At 57.8% G+C, this 20983-nt stretch carries 17 protein-coding genes; 13 read left to right on the forward strand and 4 right to left on the reverse strand.

Annotation, left to right across the window (positions count from 1 at the left end; all coding sequences use genetic code 11):
• Nucleotides 1-21 precede the first annotated feature (21 nt).
• From B0G81_RS11215 to B0G81_RS11245, 7 genes are all read left to right on the forward strand, one after another.
• The gene (locus B0G81_RS11215; RefSeq protein WP_243856426.1) at nt 22-1335 is read left to right on the forward strand and encodes an SAF domain-containing protein; all 1314 of its coding nucleotides are present in this window, start codon (nt 22-24) and stop codon (nt 1333-1335) included.
• A 74-nt stretch (nt 1336-1409) separates the two neighbouring features.
• Nucleotides 1410-2843 carry an NAD-dependent succinate-semialdehyde dehydrogenase gene (locus tag B0G81_RS11220; protein WP_134135343.1) on the forward strand — a complete coding sequence of 478 codons (1434 nt, stop codon included), beginning with the start codon at nt 1410-1412 and terminating at the stop codon, nt 2841-2843.
• Nucleotides 2844-2858: 15 nt separating this feature from the next.
• Nucleotides 2859-3878, forward strand: coding sequence for a TRAP transporter substrate-binding protein (locus B0G81_RS11225; protein WP_208328525.1), 1020 nt, complete (start codon nt 2859-2861; stop codon nt 3876-3878).
• A 99-nt stretch (nt 3879-3977) separates the two neighbouring features.
• Complete coding sequence (locus tag B0G81_RS11230; protein ID WP_134135346.1) at nt 3978-5840, forward strand: TRAP transporter large permease subunit; 1863 nt, start codon at nt 3978-3980, stop codon at nt 5838-5840.
• A gap of 38 nt (nt 5841-5878) precedes the next feature.
• Nucleotides 5879-6934, forward strand: coding sequence for an alcohol dehydrogenase (locus B0G81_RS11235; RefSeq protein ID WP_134135349.1), 1056 nt, complete (start codon nt 5879-5881; stop codon nt 6932-6934).
• 22 nt (nt 6935-6956) lie between these two features.
• Nucleotides 6957-8225: an L-2-hydroxyglutarate oxidase gene (lhgO, locus tag B0G81_RS11240; protein WP_134135353.1), complete on the forward strand. Its 1269-nt coding sequence runs from the start codon at nt 6957-6959 to the stop codon at nt 8223-8225.
• Nucleotides 8222-8545, forward strand: a complete 324-nt coding sequence (locus B0G81_RS11245) for an antibiotic biosynthesis monooxygenase (RefSeq protein WP_134135355.1) — start codon at nt 8222-8224, stop codon at nt 8543-8545. Before lhgO ends, B0G81_RS11245 begins: the two co-directional genes overlap by 4 nt.
• A gap of 85 nt (nt 8546-8630) precedes the next feature.
• On the opposite strand, the gene B0G81_RS11250 is transcribed toward B0G81_RS11245, so the two are convergent.
• Nucleotides 8631-9686, reverse strand: coding sequence for a GGDEF domain-containing protein (locus B0G81_RS11250; protein WP_134135357.1), 1056 nt, complete (start codon nt 9684-9686; stop codon nt 8631-8633).
• Nucleotides 9687-10348: 662 nt separating this feature from the next.
• Here B0G81_RS11250 and B0G81_RS11255 point away from each other — a divergent pair.
• Nucleotides 10349-11107 (forward strand): SDR family NAD(P)-dependent oxidoreductase, encoded by a 759-nt coding sequence (locus tag B0G81_RS11255; protein WP_134135359.1) that lies wholly within the window; start codon nt 10349-10351, stop codon nt 11105-11107.
• Between the two features lie 187 nt (nt 11108-11294).
• On the opposite strand, the gene B0G81_RS11260 is transcribed toward B0G81_RS11255, so the two are convergent.
• Together B0G81_RS11260 and B0G81_RS11265 are read right to left on the reverse strand one after the other, a co-directional pair.
• Complete coding sequence (locus B0G81_RS11260; RefSeq protein ID WP_166678963.1) at nt 11295-11960, reverse strand: MFS transporter; 666 nt, start codon at nt 11958-11960, stop codon at nt 11295-11297.
• A 580-nt stretch (nt 11961-12540) separates the two neighbouring features.
• Entirely contained in the window at nt 12541-13125 is a 585-nt protein-coding gene (locus tag B0G81_RS11265; RefSeq protein WP_134143074.1) for an alpha-ketoglutarate-dependent dioxygenase AlkB, read from the reverse strand.
• Nucleotides 13126-13390: 265 nt separating this feature from the next.
• Here B0G81_RS11265 and B0G81_RS11270 point away from each other — a divergent pair, with 265 nt between their 5' ends.
• The 4 genes from B0G81_RS11270 (at nt 13391) to B0G81_RS11285 (ending at nt 18287) form a co-directional block, all read left to right on the forward strand.
• Complete coding sequence (locus B0G81_RS11270) at nt 13391-14539, forward strand: alkene reductase (protein WP_134135367.1); 1149 nt, start codon at nt 13391-13393, stop codon at nt 14537-14539.
• Between the two features lie 159 nt (nt 14540-14698).
• Nucleotides 14699-15226, forward strand: coding sequence for a TetR/AcrR family transcriptional regulator (locus tag B0G81_RS11275; protein ID WP_208328526.1), 528 nt, complete (start codon nt 14699-14701; stop codon nt 15224-15226).
• Between the two features lie 625 nt (nt 15227-15851).
• Complete coding sequence (locus B0G81_RS11280; RefSeq protein ID WP_134135371.1) at nt 15852-16472, forward strand: NAD(P)H-dependent oxidoreductase; 621 nt, start codon at nt 15852-15854, stop codon at nt 16470-16472.
• A 186-nt stretch (nt 16473-16658) separates the two neighbouring features.
• Nucleotides 16659-18287, forward strand: a complete 1629-nt coding sequence (locus B0G81_RS11285; RefSeq protein ID WP_134135375.1) for a hypothetical protein — start codon at nt 16659-16661, stop codon at nt 18285-18287.
• A 215-nt stretch (nt 18288-18502) separates the two neighbouring features.
• Here the strand turns inward: B0G81_RS11285 and B0G81_RS11290 are convergent, their stop codons facing one another.
• The gene (locus tag B0G81_RS11290) at nt 18503-19654 is read right to left on the reverse strand and encodes a tyrosine-type recombinase/integrase (protein WP_134143076.1); all 1152 of its coding nucleotides are present in this window, start codon (nt 19652-19654) and stop codon (nt 18503-18505) included.
• 220 nt (nt 19655-19874) lie between these two features.
• Between B0G81_RS11290 and B0G81_RS11295 the strand changes: the two genes are divergently transcribed.
• Nucleotides 19875-20921 (forward strand): DNA-binding protein, encoded by a 1047-nt coding sequence (locus B0G81_RS11295; protein ID WP_166678964.1) that lies wholly within the window; start codon nt 19875-19877, stop codon nt 20919-20921.
• Nucleotides 20922-20983: the final 62 nt, after the last annotated feature.

Raw genomic sequence — 20983 nt, forward strand, 5'->3', positions numbered from 1 at the left:
TGCTGGCAAGGAGAATATCAAGTGGCTTTCATTTTCAAACCCAGTGAGAAAGTTCAAAGTCCGGATCGTCCAGTCAGAGTCGGACTGATCGGCGCAGGCAAGTTTGGCTCAATGTTCCTTGCGCAAGTGCCAACGACAATTGGTCTCATGGTGACGGCCATTGCGGACCTCTCGATCGACAGAGCACGAGACGCATGCCGCAATGTCGGCTGGAACGAAGAGCAGATTGCGCGCGTGCGATTCGGTACCGACGCGATGGGTCTTATCGAATCGGATGATGTCGACGTTGTCGTCGAGGCGACCGGACATCCTGGAGCAGGGATTCGTCATGCACGCGCCTCCATTGTCGCTCGCAAGCACATCGTCATGGTCAATGTTGAAGCCGATGTGCTAGCGGGTCCGCTCCTCGCGCGTGAGGCAAGGGATGCCGGAGTCGTATATACGCTGGCTTACGGGGATCAGCCTGCGCTCGTGTGCGAGATGGTTGAGTGGGCGCGCAATTGTGGCTTTGAAGTGGTTGCAGCAGGCAAAGGAACGCGCTACTTGCCGTCATTCCACGCGTCGACTCCAGATGATGTCTGGGAAAATAGGGGGGTCAACCCGGAAGATGCGAAGAAAGGCGGAATGAACGCCCAGATGTTTAATTCGTTCATCGACGGAACGAAGGCTGCGATCGAGATGGCGGCAGTTGCGAACGCAACGGGTCTCACGCCCGCGCCAACGGGGCTTGCAATTCCACCGGCTGCTGCTGACGAACTCGTGAGCGTCCTCAACGAGCGCACGTTGCACCATCGTGGCCAGGTGGAGGTCGTTTCGAGCGTCGAGCGTGACGGAAGCGTGATTCCCGGCAACCTGCGATGGGGCGTGTATGTCGTTTTCGCGGCACCGAACGAATACTCTATGCGGTGCTTTCGCGAGTACGGCGTGAAAACTGATGAAAGCGGCAAACTGGCAGCACTATATCGGCCGGTCCACCTCATAGGACTTGAGCTCAATGTATCAATCTTCGCTGCAGCGTTGCGACAGGAATCGACTGGTTGTCCGCATGGCTTCGTCGCAGATGTCGTGGCAACTGCCAAGCGCGATCTCGCGGCCGGCGAAGAACTCGACGGCGAAGGCGGATACTTGGTGTGGGGCAAGCTTATGCCCGCGCCGGACAGTCTGAGAATCGGTGCTCTTCCGATTGGCCTCGCTTCGCGGTGGAAGCTCGTCAGGCCGGTGAAACAAGGCGAGTGCCTGACCTGGGACGACGTCGCGGTGGACGGCGATGACGACGCTTACCAATACCGACGCGCCATGGAGCGGGAGTTTGGGCTCGTACCACAGCCCGCCTGAAGGGCGCCAATCGGTGCGGTGACTAGCGGTGGTGGTTTGAAGCAGCGCAGACAATAACCATATCGGAGACAGACATGCGAACACATACGCGCCTTTTTATCGATGGCGCTTGGGTGGAGGCGACAGGAGGCGGTTACACCGATATTTACGACCCGACAAATGGCGAGATTGCCGGACGACTCACCCATGCCGGCAAGGCTGATCTTGCCACTGCAGTCGCGGCCAGTCAGGCGGCCTTCAAGGTGTGGCGCGCCCGATCGGCCTTCGAACGATGCAAGGTCATCCGGGCGGCAGCTGAACTGCTGCGCGAGCGGGCGCCGCAGATTGCTGCGCTGATGACCCGCGAGCAAGGCAAACCGCTCAAGGAAGCGCGCATTGAAATCGAACTCTCGGCAGACCTGCTTGATTGGTTTGCTGAAGAGGGCCGACGGGTATATGGCCGTGTGATTCAAGCGCGTGGTCGGGGTATCAATCAGGTTGCGTCGCGCGAACCGGTTGGACCGGTCGCGGCTTTCACCCCGTGGAACTTCCCAATCTCGCAAGCGATTCGCAAGATTGGTCCAGCACTGGCTGCGGGTTGCTCAATGGTAATCAAGCCGCCCGAGGAAACCCCCGCGACGACCGGTGCGCTGGCCGACATTTTTCAGGACGCCGGGCTTCCTGCCGGGACGCTCAATTTCGTGTACGGCGTCCCGAGCGAGATCTCAGAATATTTGATCTCGAATCCCGCCATTCGGAAAGTCTCGTTCACTGGCTCGGTTAGTGTTGGAAAGCACATCGCAGCGCTCGCCGGTATTCACATGAAACGCTGCACGATGGAACTGGGCGGTCACGCGCCCGCGATAGTGTTCGATGATGCGGATATCGATGCGGCCGTGAAGCTGTTGACGTTCTCCAAATACCGTAATTGCGGTCAGGTGTGTGTGTCGCCGACCCGTTTCATTATTCAGACCGGGGTGTACGACGAATTCAGGCGAAAATTTATTGAGGAGGCTGCACGCGTTCGTGTCGGCAACGGCGACCAGCCAGACACGATGATGGGGCCGCTGATTAGCGCGCGACGTCTGCATGCGGTTCAAGAACTGATCACTGACGCGGTTGAGCGTGGAGCAAAGCTCGAACTGGGCGGAGGCCGGGTCGGGCAGTCCGGGCATTTCCTTGAACCCACGGTTCTGTCGGACGTCACCGTGGCGATGCGTATCATGAATGAAGAACCGTTCGGGCCGGTGGCGCTACTGAGTGCGTTTGAGTCGACAGGCGAAGTAATTGAGGAGGGGAACCGGCTTTCCTATGGATTGGCCTCGTATGCGTTCACCCGGTCAGCCGCGACGGCATCAAGGCTGTCGTCAGAACTGGAGGTAGGCATGCTTTCGATCAACCATCTTGGCCTCGGTCTGCCCGAGACGCCGTTCGGTGGCGTTAAGGACAGTGGATACGGCTCAGAAGGCGGCACCGAAGCGATCGAAAGTTATCTTGTGACCAAATTTGTGTCGCACGCAACTGTGTGACATCGGGAGCCAATCATGATTTCGCAAAGCCGCAGAACTCTCCTCAAGACTGTAGTGGTCGCACCCTTGGCCGCTTCCATTGCCGCACCGACTCGACTCATGGCCGCATCCACTTACACGCTGAAGCTTGGAACCGACGCGCCAGCAGGGCATCCGGTCAACAACGCGATGAATGCCGCAGCGCAGGCGATCAAATCGGCCACCAATGGGCAGGTCGTCTTGCAGGTATTCCCGAATAATCAGCTCGGGAGTTCGACTGACCTCATTGGTCAGGTGCGAGCCGGTGCAATCCAGCTGCTGTCCACTCCGACATCCGTCCTTTCCGCGCTTGTACCCGCTGCGGGTATTTGCGGCGTCGGCTTTGCGTTCCACGACTATGACAGTGTCTGGAAGGCCATGGACGGTGATCTGGGCGCATACATTCGCGCGCAGATTGCAAAATCGGAGCTGTACACAATCGACCGGATTCAGGACAACGGCTTCCGGCAAATTACAACCAGCACCAAGCCGGTCAAAGGGTTGACCGATCTTCAGGGTTTGAAAATCCGGGTTCCCGTCAGTCCCCTATGGACGTCGCTGTTCTCAGCGCTGCAGGCCGCCCCAACCAGCATTAACTTTTCGGAGCTTTACTCTGCGTTGCAGACGCGAGTCGTTGATGGGCAGGAGAATGCACTACCTATCATCAACTCCGGTCGCCTCTACGAAGTCCAGAAGTTCGTCTCAGTAACCAACCACATGTGGGATGGATATTGGGTTGTCGCGAATAACGCAGCGTTCAATGCACTTCCCGCGAACCTCCGAGCCATTGTAGAGCAGCAACTCCGCGCAGCCATCATCAACCAACGGGCGGAGATTGCCAGCCTGAACAGATCATTGCAAACAAAGCTGCAGTCAGTCGGCATGACGTTCAATGCTGCCGACACGTCGGCTTTTCGATCAGCACTGACGAAGGCGGGGTTCTATGCCAGCTGGAAATCGAAATTTGGCGACGAGGCGTGGGCGCTACTTGAGCGCTACTCAGGCAAGCTGGCCTGAAGAATCGCAACCGCAGCCCGCTGAGGAAGTGTGTGTATGACCACGCACTTCGCGGACTGCTTGCGCATCCCGTACTCGAACGTGACATGAGGTGTTCCAATGGCTCACACCCTACGTGTTTTCCATGCCGAGGCGAGTTCGACAGCCGGCAAATGTGAAGGCGTCCTGGAGACGCTGCTGTACGTTGGGGCAGGTGTATTGCTGGTAGTTGAGGTCATCCTGCTGGCCGCTGGCGTGCTTGCTCGCTACGTTTTCGACAAACCGCTTGTGTGGTCGGACGAACTTTCGTCGATCCTGTTCATCTGGCTCGCTGTATTTGGCGCATGCATCGCGTTCCGGCGTGGAGAGCACATGCGTATGACATCGCTTAGTACACGTACGAGCGAACGAACCCGGCGCTTTCTCGATGTAATGGCAGTGGTTCTGCCCATGGTATTTCTGTCGCTCATTGTTCAGTCAGCCTACGACTATGCAGCTGCCCAGTCTTTCATGACGATGCCTGCTCTGGAGATATCAGGTGCATGGCGAGCAGCCGCGTTGCCCGTCGGCCTTGCACTCATGTGGGCGTTCGGCCTGCTCGAGCTCATCCGGCATCGACATTTCGTTTCCGTGTGCTGGGCCGTGGGTTTGTCTGTAACAGTGGCTTATGGGCTGCATCTGGGGATGCCACTCTTTGCGGAGTTTGGCAAGTGGAATCTCGCGATCTTCTTTGTAGGTTTCGTATCAATGGGTGTGTTTAGCGGCATTCCAATAGCATTTTGCTTTGGTCTTGCGACGGTGGCGTACCTGCAGCTCACGACACCTGTGCCGCTCATGGTACTCATGGGACGTCTTGACGAAGGCATGTCGCATCAGATTCTGCTCGCCATTCCGCTGTTCATTTTCCTTGGTTTTCTGATGGAAGCCACAGGTATGGCGCGGCGCATCGTGGAGTTTTTTGCGTCGGTGGTTAGTCATCGCAAGGATGGACTTTCGTATGTTCTGGTCGGAGCCATGTACACGGTGTCGGGTATTTCCGGCTCGAAGAGTGCAGACATTGCCGCCATTGCACCTGCGTTGGTTCCCGAGATGCGCCGCCGAGGCGAGAGCGATGGCGAGGTCGCGGCGCTACTGTCTGCAACGGGCGCTCAGACGGAAACCATCCCGCCAAGCCTCGCGCTCATCGCAATCAGCTCAGCTGCGGGCGTATCGACTTCCGCGTTGTTCACAGGTGGAATGCTGCCGGGTGCCGTGATGGGCCTGCTCCTCTGTTGGTACGTCTGGTGGCGCAAGCGCAGGAGCGAAGCGACTGGAGGAAGCAGGTCGAGCGTTCGTGACGCAATGACCAAGCTGATGACGGCGCTGCCCGCGCTGGTGCTGCCTTTTCTCATCAAGTCTGCGGTTGTGGAAGGCGTCGCAACAGCGACGGAAGTCTCGACCATCGGTATCTTCTACGCGATCGTCTATAGTGCAGTGCTTGGCGGTGGCATGAGCTGGTCCACTGTGGGCAAGATGCTTGTACGAACAACTTCCCTCGCGGGCGCAATCCTGTTCATCGTCGGAACGGCGACCTCGATGTCGTGGGCGCTGACACAATCGGGCTTCTCACAGGACCTCGCATCGGCACTTCTTCATCTACCTGGAGGCGCGATCACGTTCTGGATCGTCAGTATTGCGGTCTTCGTCGTCATAGGCAGCGTGCTTGAGGGGATACCCGCGATCGCGCTTCTTGCTCCGCTGCTGCTGCCGATCGCAAAGGGTCTGTCCATCAACGAGGTGCACTACTCGATGGTCATTATTCTTTCGATGGGTATCGGTTATTTCGTGCCACCCTTTGGCATTGGCTACTACACCACGTGTGCAATTGCTGGTGTGGACCCGAACGCAGCCATGAGGCCGATGCTTGGGTTCATCGTCGTGCTGGCATTGGGCGTGGCGATCATCGCGGCGGTGCCGTGGCTTTCCACCGGTTTCCTGCACTAGCCCCTCTCTAGAGCTAAAGGAACTCTCAATATATCCATATGAACAGCTATCAAATCACCCGCTTTGCAGAACCGTTGGAAAAGCGAAGTTATCCGATGCCGCAGCTGCAAGGCCGTGAAGTGCTTGTAAAGGTGCAGGCGTGCGGCGTTTGCCATTCGGATCTGCATCTTTGGTCGGGTTTCTATGACCTCGGTGGCGGTAGGCGGATTTCATTGATTGATCGGGGAGCCACGCTGCCACTCACGATGGGGCACGAGGTCGCTGGGGAAGTCGTGGCGGTCGGGCCGGCAGCGGATTCCTCAACCATTGGGCGGGCGGGGGTGGTGTTCCCGTGGATTGGCTGTGGGCAATGCGACGCCTGCCGGCACGGCAACGAGTTGATGTGCGAGACGCCGCGTACGATCGGGACGCGCAAGAACGGTGGTTACAGTGATTACGTGGTGGTTCCCGATGCGGAATATGTCGTCGGTTATGGTGCTCTTGATCCCAAGATTGCTGCAATCGCGGCCTGCTCAGGCCTCACAGCCTACAGCGCGATTCGCAAGTTGCCGGATCTGACAGCTGACGACCATGTGCTGGTGATTGGTGCGGGGGGGGTTGGGCTGGCAGCTGTGAGCCTTCTGTCAAATCTGACCCCGGCGAAGATTGTCGTTGCAGATCTTTCCGAAGCGAAACGCGACAGCGCGATGAAGGCGGGCGCGCAAGCTACGGTGAGCAACGAGAATGAGACGAAGTGCTTCGAGGACGTTCGTCGGATTTGCGGTGGGGCGCCACGGGCCGTTATGGACTTTGTCGGCACTCAGAGCACAGGTCAATTGGCGCTCAATCTGCTGGGACGTGGTGGACACATGATTGTCGTCGGTCTGTTCGGCGGCGAAATTGCTGTTTCCATTTCGATGCTTGCAATGCGCAACATCACGATACAAGGTTCGAACGTCGGTACTCTGCAGGAGCTGAAGGAGCTTGTGGCGTTGCTGCAGAATGGAAAGGTAGAACCCGTGCCAATCGTTAGTCGCTCAATCACTGAAGTGAACGATGTGCTCGTCGAGCTGGCTGAAGGCCGGGCGGCCGGTCGCATTGTGCTGACTCCATGACGTCAACTGATACCGCGCTCATATGATTTACGACTATTGCATCATTGGCGGTGGCATTGTTGGACTTGCCACTGCCATGAAACTGCTCGAAGCCGACCCGGATGCCTCTCTTGTCTTGCTGGAGAAGGAGCAGCGGTTGGGGATGCACCAAACCGGGCACAACAGCGGGGTGATTCACGCGGGCATCTACTATGCGCCCGGGAGCCTGAAAGCCGAACTATGCCGTCGCGGGGTGACAGAGACCAAGGCCTTCTGCGACGAGCATGGCATCCGATATGAAAACTGCGGAAAGCTCGTTGTTGCGACGAACGCGCTTGAAATGACGCGTCTCGACGCATTGGCGAGCCGCGCGGTGGAAAATGGCATTGGAATCGAACGCCTCAATTTTGATGCCTTGCGGGAACGGGAACCAAACATTGTCGGCTCCGCTGCGCTGTTCGTAAGAGAAACGGCAGTCGTTGACTATCTGGATATCTGCGATGCCATGGCAAAAGTGATCGTCTCGAAGGGAGCACAGATCGCCTTGGGCAGCAAGGTTGTGGGCATCGCGGAGGAATCCGACTGCGTGATAGTGGACACGGAAGACGGGAAGTGGTGCGCTAGAAAAATTGTCGTCTGCGCCGGGTTGCAATCGGACCGCATTGCACGGCTGGCGGGTCTACGTACCGGGCACCAGATTATCCCGTTTCGCGGGGAATATTTCCGGCTTCCGGAAAGCAAACGCGATATCGTGAAGCATCTCATTTACCCGGTTCCCGATCCGTCGCTGCCGTTCCTGGGCGTCCATCTTACCCGAATGATCGATGGTTCAGTCACGGTTGGTCCCAACGCAGTCCTCGGCTTCTCGCGCGAAGGCTACGGCAAGTTTTCGTTCAGTGCGGCTGACGTGGCCGAATTCGCGCGTTTTCCTGGGTTCTGGCGCACCATGCGCGCGAACCTGAATCACGGCCTGCGCGAGGCACGGAACTCGATTTTCCGTCGGGGCTATCTCGAAGAATGCCGGAAGTATTGTCCCAGCCTGAGGGAAGCCGATCTAATGCCAATGGAACCTGGGATCCGGGCGCAGGCGGTCGCCGCGAACGGCTCGATGATTCATGACTTCCTGTTTCTGGAAACACCCAGAATGCTACATGTATGCAATGCGCCGTCTCCTGCCGCGACATCGTCGATACCGATTGGCGAGATGATAGCGAGGAAAGTATGTGCGACGCCGTCACGAGCCAGGTCAATGCACGCGGCGCGAAAAACAAGCCATCAGGCGGAAATTCGCACAAACGGGGTAAAAGCATGATTCTTGAGGTTGCCCAGTTCAGGCTTAAGCCAGGTTCCGGACCAGGCTTTGAAGCCGGCGTGACAAAGGCAGTTGATTTGTTTCGGCGGGCAAAGGGCTTTCGAGGTTTGAGACTGCTGAAAACGATTGAAGACCCGGATGCGTATCAATTACACGTCGTGTGGGAGACGCTGGAAAATCACACGGTCCATTTCCGCGAATCAGAAGACTTCCGTGAATGGCGGCGACTCGTCGGCGGATTCTTTGCTGAACCACCGAAGGCCGTTCACTGCATGGAGACCGTCGCAGCGTCCCCTAAACCGTGGTCAGATCACACTTGACCGGATCGTTGAGGATGCACACAAAGACTTTCTTCTGTCTGTCACCCGCGACTGCCAGCCGTCCTACAGCGCGCGCCTCCAGCAGCTACGTCTCATACGAAAATACGGTCTGCGCGCCTCCATTCGCCTTAGCCTGGTACATAGCGCGGTCCGCGCTATGCAACATCGCCGAGACCGGGACGCGATGCCTGGTCGCACCGGTGCTACCGGGAACTGGACAAATCCCGATGCTTGCCGAGACATCTAAAGACCAGTCGGTGGGTCCAATGCAATCGGTCGCCTGATGAATCCGATTGGCGACAGCATGGAGTTCGTCCAGGCCGCACAGGTTACGTGCAAACACGGCGAATTCATCACCGCCCAATCGTGCAATCACATCGCCGCGACGACACGCGCCCGGCAGTTTGCTTGCAAAGCTTTGGAGCAGCGTATCGCCAGCTCGATGACCTAACGAGTCGTTCACGTTTTTGAAACCATCGAGATCGATCAGCAGAACGGCCGTCTGCTCGCCGTTTTGAAGATTGGATTGGGTGCGCTCAACGAGATGCTCAAAGCTGGACCTGTTCAGCAACCCGGTCAAAGGATCCGTGGCGGCCCGGCGCTCAAGCTTATTGACCAGCACATATAGGTAGAACGAGGTGGCGACTACCGAGAGCAAAAGACCTACACCAACCTGCCGATTGGCGACCCACCACGGCTGCCAGATCATCAGGCATGCAAACCCGATGAAGGCGATCGAACACGACAATATTAGGGGCCGCTTGCCGTATCGACAGCCTGTGCCCACCAGAAACCAGAAAACTATGAAGAGTAAGGGCAGCGCGGCTCGACCACCTAACGCGAGCGCAACCGCAGCCATCCCCTGATCGATGATTGTCGTAATCGTCAGGCGGGTCGTGGAAAGGGATGGGTGGAGTGATACAGCAACCCACGTCGCCAATCCGAAAGCGACGTAAAGCGCGATCATCAGCAAGGTGACGCGCGTTTTTTCGTCCATATTGCCGACCGCGTAGCCGAGATAGATCAGAAATACAGCGCTCCCAAGCGTCGATCGGAAGACAGCCTGCTCGCGCTCAGGCCTGCTCTCATAGCCTCCGATTACCGTCGGCCCGTGCCAAAACCCCGTACCCAGCCATTCCATGGTTGTAATTCCGCTTTTTCTTCGCCACGCGAATGGTATCGCGACGAGCGGGGATTTAATGTCGTTTTTTGGTCGTCACCGTTCGAACGCTTACAGCAGACCTGACGTCAGCCGCCTTGAGCCGTTTGTGCTCGTCGAGAACGTGTTCTTCGTCCGTCGCAGGCGCCAGACCTTACAGAAAGCAGTTAAATCTCCCTTAATCGTAAATGTTGGCCCGGCGACAGAAAAATTGATAAACTGAATTGATGGAAAATGAGTATCCTCCAGACTGGTTGACTGTCTTTGCGTAAAGTCTCGCGCTTGCACGGCGCGTCGATAGATAACACAATGTGAAATGGAGATTGTGCGTGCCGTCGAAGACTCGAAAGACACTGTTCACGGCAATCAAGATAAGTGCATCGATCGCAAGCATCTGATAGTTTTGCCCGTCCTTAGCCGACCGCGCGTCCATTGGCCTGGTGCGAACACCAGCGAACTGATGCGCGCCTACCAGGTACAGCGCGTACCAGACGACGGTCTGCTAATCACCGAGAGAACGGCCATCGCGTCGGAGGGGCGTTCATACCATGCTATGCGCGGTACCCGGTATTGCAGCGAAGAACAGGTCGAACACTCTCCGACTGAATATAGCCCGAGTAGATTGGACGAATCGGAGGATCAGCGTGGGAACACTTGAAGGAAAAACGGCTCTCGTCACCGGTGGCGAGAGCGGCATCGGGCTCGCGATCGTCAGGCTCTTCGTCGCAGAAGGCGCGAAGGTACACCTGCTCGGACTGGACCGGACGAGACTGTCTGCTGCCATCGAAGAAATCGGTGAGGAACGGGTGATCGCCACCGTTGCCGATGTCAGTAACGAAGATGCTGTACGGGACTCAATCGCCACTGGTGTAGCGCGACTAGGTGGCTACGATGTCGTAGTCAGTAACGCGGGAATCACCGGAGCCGTCGCATCGATCGCCGATTATCCGTCCGAGGAGTTCGCGCGCACGTTAGCGGTTCACATTCTGGGTGGCTTTCATATCCTCAAGCATGCCGGCGTGCACGTGCGCGCGGGAGGAAGCATCATCCTGATGTCCAGCCTTGTAGGGCTGATTGGATTTGAGGGTGTCTCCGGCTACGTCGCGGCGAAGCACGGTCAGGTTGGGCTGATGCGCAGCGCCGCAAAGGAGTTCGCGGCGAGGCGGATCCGGGTGAACACGCTACACCCCGGTCCGACGTCTACAGCGTTTCAGGACTCCATCGAAACACGTGTCACGGGTCAGTCGCGAGAAGAAGCTGCGAAAGCGTTCGACGCATTGATTCCTTTGGGGCGTCACATGACGCCTGAGGAAATTGCGCAAGCGGCGCTTTACCTCGCAGCGGACGCAAGTGCAATGGTAACGGGATCCACCTTCCGGATAGATGGCGGGCTCGGTGGCTGATGTGGCGAGGCTCTTGCCGATCCGGAAACCGGCGACTTTGCAACGTGGCCTCGTTACGAGGCTCTGGGCCCATGATCAATGATTTTTAACGCAAGCCATTAATCTGTCTCTCTGGTTTTTTGCAGCAGGCCGTGAGCGGGGCTGCAGTTGCGATCCCGGTTTCCGGGAAATCGTCGTCGACGTCGTGTTAGTCCGTGGACCGTCGTAGGAGCGTCCAGCTCAATGCAGCCGATACCACGGCGACGGCAGCACCGGCGATAAGTGCTGCGGCAAAACCTTGTGCGGCGCTATGACGTACGGTACCCTGGACAGCGGCTCGAACCGCAGCCGGCAGGATAGACAGACCTCCTTGCGGGTCGCCACCGACGATCCGCAGGCTCGCCGAATGCCAATCGACGTTTAAATTGTTCCGGAACAGTGCTGTGTCGGACCGGATGAGCGCGGTTTCGGCCGACGCCGCCAGTAAGGCGCCGAACCCTGCCAAACCGACAATAATCCCTACAAAGCGTGTCGCGCCCGCGATACCAGCCGCCATGCCACCGCGCTCCGGCGGAACGGCACTTATCTGAGCCTTTGTCGTTTCGCTGTTGAGTAATCCTGCGCCCGAACCTGTGATGTAAGCGCTGACAACCCACTCTACGTCGGTAAGTTCACCGCGCAAATCCCGAGCAATGGAGGGTAGGGACACTGCGACGATATTCGAATCCAGCATTATAGAAACGGTGCGCCCGCGCAACATAGCAGCATCCGAGCTTACGCCCTGATCGCCATCCGACTGGTTTGTCTGAGGTTGCGTCTGTCGTTGACTGAACCACACTGCCTCCAAGATGGCATTTTTTTCACCGAAGGTCATTTCGCAACCCTTCGAGACCCAGTGATTCAATCTGGCGTATCCCCTGGTTCATCCTACGGTACAACTATACGCCTCGAAAATCCTGCCGTCATTCGACCTGCCTGACGCGGATTTCCAAGGCCGTTCTGGATGCTTTGCAAATTGCAATATCAATCTCCAGTAATCTCATCCGACAGCGGTGCGTCTTCTAGGCACGGAGTTCTGAGCAAATGGCATTATTCTATTCTAGGGTGGTGTTGCCAGTGGACCAGCTCAAGCTGCAGCGTCTACTTGTGACCTGGTTAACGGAATACTCCGCGTGTGAAGTGAACAACGCGATTTCTCTGGAATGGGGCGCGGGAAAAATGCTCGTCACATGCGTCGTGGTACCTTTCAACGTACACGTCGTTACGGAGAGCCGACCATCATCGAATTGTCATCTGGAGTTCGACAACATTCCAGGATTGCGAGCAGATCGGGCCGCTCCACCATTCCGGGAGGGCTGGTGCGATTGTCTCTGGCGCGCGTGCCCGGACACAAGGTTGGTCGGGAAAGTAAGAGGGCAGAATTTTGAGATGAAGCTCGAGCTCACGCTTGAGGATCAAAAATCAAAGCAGCCAAATGCCAGGCTGATGCGAGGACCACAGCGGGCCGTCATTTTCGGTATCCCGTGTTCGTGAGTCAGTTGCGATTCGTAACTCATCACCGAAACGCTCCCTGCCTCGAGGTCGATGTGCGCGACTCGGCCCGGACCATGCCTTGACCGGATTGACATGCGGCGGGTCGCGCCGAGCGACAGAACGGCAATCGGCTGGCCCACAGCGAGTTTCTCCACCTTGTCGCCATGTGGTGCGACGCTGTCATTTTCGCCACGGTAAAGGTTCAAGCCGACGCTGTTAAACGGTGCGCCGACCAGAGAGCGCATTTGTGCAAACGCCTCGACAAGTGGTTCGGGTAACTCGGACTTCCCATCATCCCAGTACCCGGCGGTCAGTCGCGGGACCGCCACCTCACGCTCGTACATCATTCGGCGGTAGGTGGCCCACTGCGCGTTGTGAATCAGTAGCTTAAACCAATGCTCCGCAAGACTGGCGTTGACGGCCCCCGGCAGATACCGGACGCCGCCCTCGTCGTCCTGCACGACCGAGAGTGGTCCTTCCTCGAATAGACACCGCTGAAACGTCATCACACGCTTTCCTTCGCTCGCTGGCCGATGCGCCAGATCACCCGAAGGAGATTGTACCTGTTTATCCGTACAGTATAGGGATCTGGCTTACGCATGAACGCCAAATGGGCATTGAGCCACCGACAACGTTCGATTCCCATTCTCCTCATCTGCGGGAAGCAGTTACCCAAAGAGACCTTCTAGACGGACAGACCGACGAGGACTATCTTTCACACATCAAATCTATCGATAGATAGTTCTCACAATCTGAAAAGGAGAGTTGAAGATGGTCTCGAAGACGAAGGCACAAAAGACGTTGTTCACGGCAGCCAAGATTGGCGCGTTTGATCTGAAGCATCGCATCGTGTTACCGGCATTGAGCCGACTGCGCGCCCAGTGGCCCAGTGCGAATCCGAGCGATCTGATGCGCGACTATTACAGCCAGCGCGCCTCCAGTGGTGGTCTGCTCATCGCCGAGGCCACCGCAATCACCTCTGAAGGGCGCCCGTATCACGCGGCCCCCGGCATCTACACTGAAGAGCACGTCGCGCGCTGGAAGCAGATCACAGATGCCGTGCACGCAAAGGGCGGCCTGATCCTCCTTCAGTTGGACCACGCGGGCCGTGCCACGAGCACCGCGATCGGGCAGGTCACGCCGATCACAGCATCTGTGAACGAGACTTTCCTGGAAGACGAAACGGTCGTTGTGACGACACCGGACGGCCTGGTGCGTCCGTCGGCGCACCGGGCGCTCGAAACCCGCGAGGTTGCTGGTGTTGTTGAGCGGTTCCGTGTCGCAGCTGAGAGGGCCAAGCGGGCGGGCTTCGACGGTGTCGAGCTTATCGCAGGTCAGGGCCACCTGGTCGAACAGTTCCTGCAGGACGGGAGCAACAAGCGCACCGACATCTATGGCGGTTCGATCGAAAACCGTGAACGCTTCCTGATCGAAATCATCGGAGCTGTTTCGACCGTGTGGGGCGCCGACCGCGTCGGCGTTCGCGTTTCGCCGAGCAGCACGTTCAACGGCATGGGCGATAGCGATCCTCGTGCGCTCTTCCGTCACCTCGCAGAACGGTTGAACGACCACGGTATCGCTTATCTTCACGTCATCGAGCCGCGCGTCAGTGGCGCCGACACGGTTGACGAAAATCAGGACGCCGTTGCCGCGAGCGAGCTCGGGCAAATCTTCCACGGGCCGATCATCGCCGCAGGCGGTTTCACCCCGGCAACTGCCGAAGACGCTGTCAACAGCGGTCTCGCAAACCTCATCGCCATCGGGCGCCACTTTACATCGAACCCGGATCTCCCGTACCGGATCGAGAACGACCTCCCGCTGACTCACTACGATCGGAGCACGTTCTACGGCGGTGATGGCCACGGCTATACCGACTTCCCGACGTACGAAGAAACACGCGAGGCAGAACTGCTGGCCTAACTCGATTCGAGTGGTAGTTCAATGCCTGCGTACTCTGTCCGGCATCGCGCCGGGCGGAGTTCACGTGTTTCCCGCTGGTATGGTATTGGCGATACCTATTGAGTTTTCGGACTGAAAGCGTAACTTTTCTATCTAACGATAGATCACTGGGAGATTTCCATGAGTGATATTGGTGTGGCGATCATGGACGCCGCTGAGCGGCGGATGCGGATTGGAGGGCTCGCCGGGTTCAGTTTCCGCGAGATTGCGGCGGACGTTGGTATCAAGAGTTCGAGTGTTCATTACCACTTTCCCACGAAAGAGAACCTGGCGGCTGCCGTTATTCGACGGTACACCGATCACGTCGCAGAAGTTATTGACCAGCAGTTCGAGCTCGACCCTGATCCGATTCGTGTATGGATCGAGGTTTTCAGAGGGACTTTGTTCTCAGAAGACCGTATGTGTCCTGCGACTGTGCTTGGCGCGGCTGCGCTTGATTTGCCTGCAGAGGTCGCCGCAGAAGTGAAATGCTATTTCACGATGGCCATCAACAAGCTCGTCAAAGAAGGATTGTCGGACAACGCGGCGACGCAGTTTCTGACAACCCTCGTCGGCGCTCTGGTTGTGTCAAATGCGCTTGGCGATCCCGCTGCGTACGATCGCGCCACAGAAGGTTTGCTTGGCGAACGTAACACGCATACGTATTGATTGAGACAAAGGCATAAGACGTCTTGCTTCCAAGGCAATGCATAGGCGCTCGGGCGCTCAATATTCGTGTGTGAGAAACGTGCGCCGCGAGCAATAGGCATGCAGAAGGGATCCCGTCCTTTCGGCTCGTTTCTAGCAGCTGAAAACCCCGATGAAGGAGGGAGCCAGCGGCGCGTACGCAGATTGGGGATCAACACGACGGGTGCTTGCGAGCCTCAACCGTTCGCCTCGCGGCTCTTCGCTCCTCGATCGGTGGTACTTGGCCATGAATACACTCTCCAAAGTGGTGGGTGACATGTGTGTTATCGACAAGCCGCTCAGGTTTTTAAGGTTAACTGATTTTGATGCCTTATGGCTCTTTCGGTAGTGAGGGCAATCAGTAGCCGATTTGGTGCCCACCAGGCCGATAGTAATCATCGTGCCTGGGTGTCACAACGATGGTGATAGCGACGCCCCGTACAGATGCAAATGGCAAGTAGTTTACCGAAAACTGGATGAGTTGCATCACAAACCTACGCAAGAATTCGCTATGCCTCGACGAGGCTAAGGACGGCGAAATAGCGATTAAATGCTAGGCAGGTCTGAAGATAGCGCCGTTATTTTTCATCATTGAAAGAAGGGAATCATGAAGTTGCTTTATGTGAAAGGATCTCCGCGTGGCGACCGCGCTCGCACGGCAAAAGTAGCGGCAGCTTTTCTCGATGCGTATCGCGAAAAGCATCCGCACGCAGAAATCGAAGAGCTGGACCTGTGGCAGGCAGCATTGCCGGAATTTGACGGCGATCGCGCAGCCGCAAAACTCAGTTTTTTCGGCGACGATGCGATGAATGGCGCTCAAAAGACCGCGTGGGACGAGATTGTCGAAATCACCAGCCATTTTAAGAACGCAGATGATTTCCTGTTCACGGTGCCGATGTGGAACAACGGAATTCCGTACCGCCTGAAGCTCTACATCGACATCATCAGCCAGCCTGGGCTGACCTTCGGATTCGAACCGACGAAAGGTGCCTTCGGCCTACTCAAGAATAAGCGTGCGACGGCGATTTATTCGAGCGGTATCTATGCGCGAGGCATGCCAAAGAGTTTTGGAACCGACCATCATTCAACCTTTTTTAACGATTGGCTCGACTTCATCGGTATCGAAGACGTCAGCAGTGTTCGATACCAGCCCAATATGCTGACGGATGATCCGGAGGGCGTCCTGCGCGAGGCCATCGATGCCGCTAAGGCAGCAGCAATTCGCTAACTCCGCAGTTTGCCATATGTCCTCTGCCGCCTTCCGATAGCCTGCGTAGCGTCTTCATGCCGCCCGCGTTCGCCTGTCGGGATCATGCATCACTGAGAACGATAGCTGCCACTGGCAGCCGTCATTCCACGTACATACTAGAAGGTAATCTCTCAACGTTTCAGAACGGTCGATGAGCCAACCCCGATGCAACCAATCCAACCTGTCGAAAGGATTTTATATTGGCTGGGCGCCGAACTCGCAGGGGATATCCTGACGGCGCTGGATGCAGTACTTTACCGCTTGGACCTCCCGTCCGCTGATGACGTCGCGGCTGGATTCGCTGACGATATGATCTGGCACTATTCGTATCCCATCATGGCGGGATTGCTGGCCCGGTACCGGTCAGGCGCAGGCATCCGCGACGTACCGCTCGAGGTGCGGCGCACAGCGCTGTTGCTCTGCCTGAACAACCGAGGTTTGAGCGGTGACGAGGACGTGGAACGACTGGGTGACTCGCTTGAGCAAAGCGTTATTGTCTCGGAGCATGACCGCCTTACCTTTGCCAGGGCCTGGATTGAACCTTCGCTTGAGAAGGGTGTTTCGAATGTCCCTGGGCTGTACAGGTTGGTTCATGACCAAACATGGCGAAAGGTGGGTGCAACGCTAGCCGAAGAGTGGCTCACTCGAATAAACAAGCTTTGCAAGCGAGCAGAAGTTAGCCTCGTTGAATGCCTGATTCGTGCGAATGCGTTCGAAGCACTCGAGTCGGTAGCGACCGCCCGCGATTCGGTCATTTTCGAAGACGAAGACGATCTGCTGATGTGGCTGGCGATCGATGTGTTGGTGCGGTTTGAACGTACGCTACCGCATCTGGATGGAATTGGCGCTGAACGTCCCGAGTTCATATGGTGTCTGCGTGATATCTTCCAGCCCGAGCGTCATGGGGCGCTGATTCGGCTCTCAGCCGCACAGGCAGCGTGGGCTGTCACAGAATTCAGGAGATGCTGGCCCTACGCCATTTTGGTTGGTAGTGGCACAGGTACCAAGAATGACTATGATGCGACCGACTTCCTGACGGCGGTCATCAATCGAATTGCTAGCGATACAGGCCCTGAGGCCGCAGAGGCGATTCGTGAGCTGAGTGCGGCAGAGCCGGATAGCTACACGCAGTTTATCCAGCACATGGCGGCGGCGCAGGTTCAGAAGCGAGCGGAAGCGGAGTTTTCACCTCTGGCTCCTTCCGATCTGGCTCGCCTGCTAAAGGATGGCTCGCCTGCGAACACAGATGACCTCAAGGCGCTTGTGTTAGAAGAACTTGGTGTGGCGCAAGCCAAACTGATAGGCGATGACATTGATCAAATCCGCGACTTTTGGACCGATGCCGGCGTGCCACGCGACGAAAACCGCTGCCGGGATCGCCTTGCAGCGATAATCGGCCCGGAGCTGGACAAGTACGGCGTGCATCGCATTACCGAGGCTGATATGCCGAAGACGAAGCGAGCCGACCTGGCCTTCGCTTACGGAACGCTTCAGATTCCGATGGAAGTGAAAGGCCAATGGCACTCAGAAGTTTGGCGGGCGGCCGGTGATCAGCTGGGTCGCAACTATCTTATCGATTGGCGCTCGGAGGGGCGCGGCGTGTATTGCGTGCTGTGGTTCGGCGACGTGCCTTCCAAAACCGGCAGGCGGTTACAGCAACCCCCGACAGGAATTAAAGCGCCAAACTCGGCTGACGACATGCACACGACGTTGACCAGCCAGATCCCGGAGGAGCGGCGCTCAATGATTGACCTCGTTGTTCTAGACCTGTCCGCCGGGGCGCCAAAGTCGTAAAGTCCAGCTGGACTCCTCCCAACAGGGGAGCAGCAGTCTTGCAATGGCGCATGCTGCAAGTTTGTCTCTCGCGTTGCCCGTTGCCTCCAGTGCGCCCAGCGAGGGGTGGAAGCGCCATCAGCGGACCACGCCATATATCATGGCCGTGCAGCACATCCGCTGATGTTCCGCGCCTTTCAAGGCGCGGACAGACCGTGAACCGGCTATCACGGTGTTCAGGGCTCCCGCTTCTCATCAGTGTCGCTCCAGTTCATCCGATGTCGATCGACCGTCTCCCGGTGACGTTCATCATCCTCGGTGTGCAGGTATAGGCTCGTCGTGTTCAGAGAGACATGCCCCAGATTGTCGCGGATCGTCCGCAAGTCCACGCCGCCATCGGCCTGATGTGAGCCTGCGGTGTGGCGTAGCCAGTGTGCAGAAGCGCGCTCCAGCTCGTCTGCGCGATCCGCGAACTCCGGACCTCTCGACCTTAACCAGAGCGCAGCGCCGCTGAACACGCCTTTGATGGCGTCATGCACTGCAGAGCGCGAAAGACAGCGCTTCCTGCCCTTGAAAGGGATGATCAGCGGCGTGTCCTCGGACCGGACGGGCAGGGCAGACAGGCCATGTGACGTCCGATAGCTGCGCAGTTCCTGAATGAGCTCGATTGAAACGGGAACAATCCGCTCCTTGTCGCCCTTTCCCAGCGTCTCCAGCCACCACTGATCCCGACCGTCCGGGCCGAGCCGGCGGAAAAAGCTCCCCATCTGACCACCCGCCACTTCGGAAATCCGCATGCCCTGCAGATAGAACAGCGTCGTTAGCCAGCGGCAACGGGCGTAGTAGGCCCGTTGTGCCTCCGTTTCCTGCGGCAGCTGCTGGACGAATTCCTTGACCTCATCCCAAAGCGACACTGAAAGGTAACGCGTGACACGCGGCGCCGACCGCTTGGCGCGCTGACGCAGGAGCGCCATCGGGTTGCCGCGTAGGTAGCCGGCATTCACCAGCCACGTAAACATCGCGTTGAGGATGATCAGCGCCTGACGCTGGCTCGCTGGCGACAGCGGGCCGTTGAACGGACGCCAGCGTTCGTCGCCGCGCGGATACTTGCCGCCCGTCGACGACACCCATCGGGCCGCCGGCTGCGGATCGACCAGAAACGTCTTGAACAGCAGCAGATCTTCGTGCGTCAGCGACGACAGCGGCTTGCCGAGCTGGACAACGGCCCAGAGCAGGAGTCGCTCAGCTTCCTTGCGGTAGTTATCGAAGGTGATCTTCGTGTCGGCAAAGTTCGAGAGCCATGCTCGAATGGCGTCCAGATCGTTACGCGCGGACAGCTGTGAGTGTTCGACCGAACCACGGTTGGTGCCGTCGCGGCCGTCGAGCATGTCCGGCACAACGAGTGTTTCAACAGGCTGGATGGTGGCGATCGGCGTATCAGACACGGTCGGAGGCTCCGGAAAAACTGGATTTTTCTGGCGAAACGCCAACTATACGATACACGACATTATAGGAATAATGTCGTGTATCGTATAGTTGCGTTGTGAATTTATTGTATTACGTTGTATTATCAACACATTTTCTGGCATGAGCCGCCGGGCCGATCATATGAGCCTCGAAAACGACATTGAAGCCCTGCGGGAACGTGTTTCCGATACCCAGGCGGTGTACCGCGAAGTCTGCGGCCTGATGTTCTTCCGCTACGGCGAAACGCCGACCGCGAACAAGCTCTATCAGCTGGTGCGTAAAGGCAGCATGAGCGCGCCGGCCAGAGCATTGCGCGACTTCTGGAGCGAGATGCGCGAAAAGAGCCGCGTCGACGTGGGGCAACCGGACCTTCCGGCAGATGTCGCCGCATTGGCGGGTGAACTCGCCGCCCGCCTGTGGCGACTTTCGCTAGATGCAGCCGACGGTTCGTTTGCGGCGTTTCGCGCCGATGCGCAGGCAATTGTCGAAGCGGCGCAACTGCGGGCTCGTGAAGCAGAAGCTCGAGTCGAAGCCGCCGAGACAGCCCAACGTGAAGCCAACGCGAGATCGGATGAACTGCGTATACAGGTAGGTGCTCTAGAGTCGCAACTAGCCGGGCAGCGGGCAGCTAACGCCGCTTTGCGTGAGCAGCTTGCGGCTGCCCGCAGCGACGCAAGTACCGCTACCGCTGCCCTGGGTGATGCACGCCGCGACTTCGCGGTCGAGCTCGAAAAATTGCGAGATTCGCTTGCTCAGAACGAACAGCGTCTTGCCGCTGCCGAGCGTCGCGCCCTGCTCGAAATCGACGCGGAGCGCACGACCGCTTCGCGTGCCCGCAAGGAGCTGCAGCTGGCAAATGACCGCATCGGAGCGCTGGAGACGGCGCATCGGCAGGAGCGCGATGCACTTCGGGACGAGCTTGCGGGCGCGAAGACGCGGCTAGCATCGTGGACTAGCCGGTGCAGCGAGCTTGAACGAACCCTCCAGGTGCAAACCGAGGAACTGGACCGCGCGGCGACGACGACCGTAGAACTTCGTCAACGGCTCGAATCCCTATCGGCGAAACTCGATGCCGGACGTACCCCGGGTCACCCAATGGCCAGGATTGCGAGGCGGCGCAACAAACCCGCCCGCCCTCTCGCCCTATCGACGGGGTTTGCCATAATGACGCTCCCGAGAAAGCGGTAGCGCTGCGTATGTTTTGCCAGCAATTCAGGTCGTGTTCGACGGCGAGCGCGCGAGTCATTGGA

Origin of the sequence: Paraburkholderia sp. BL6665CI2N2 (assembly GCF_004366535.1) — a bacterium.
GTDB lineage: Bacteria > Pseudomonadota > Gammaproteobacteria > Burkholderiales > Burkholderiaceae > Paraburkholderia.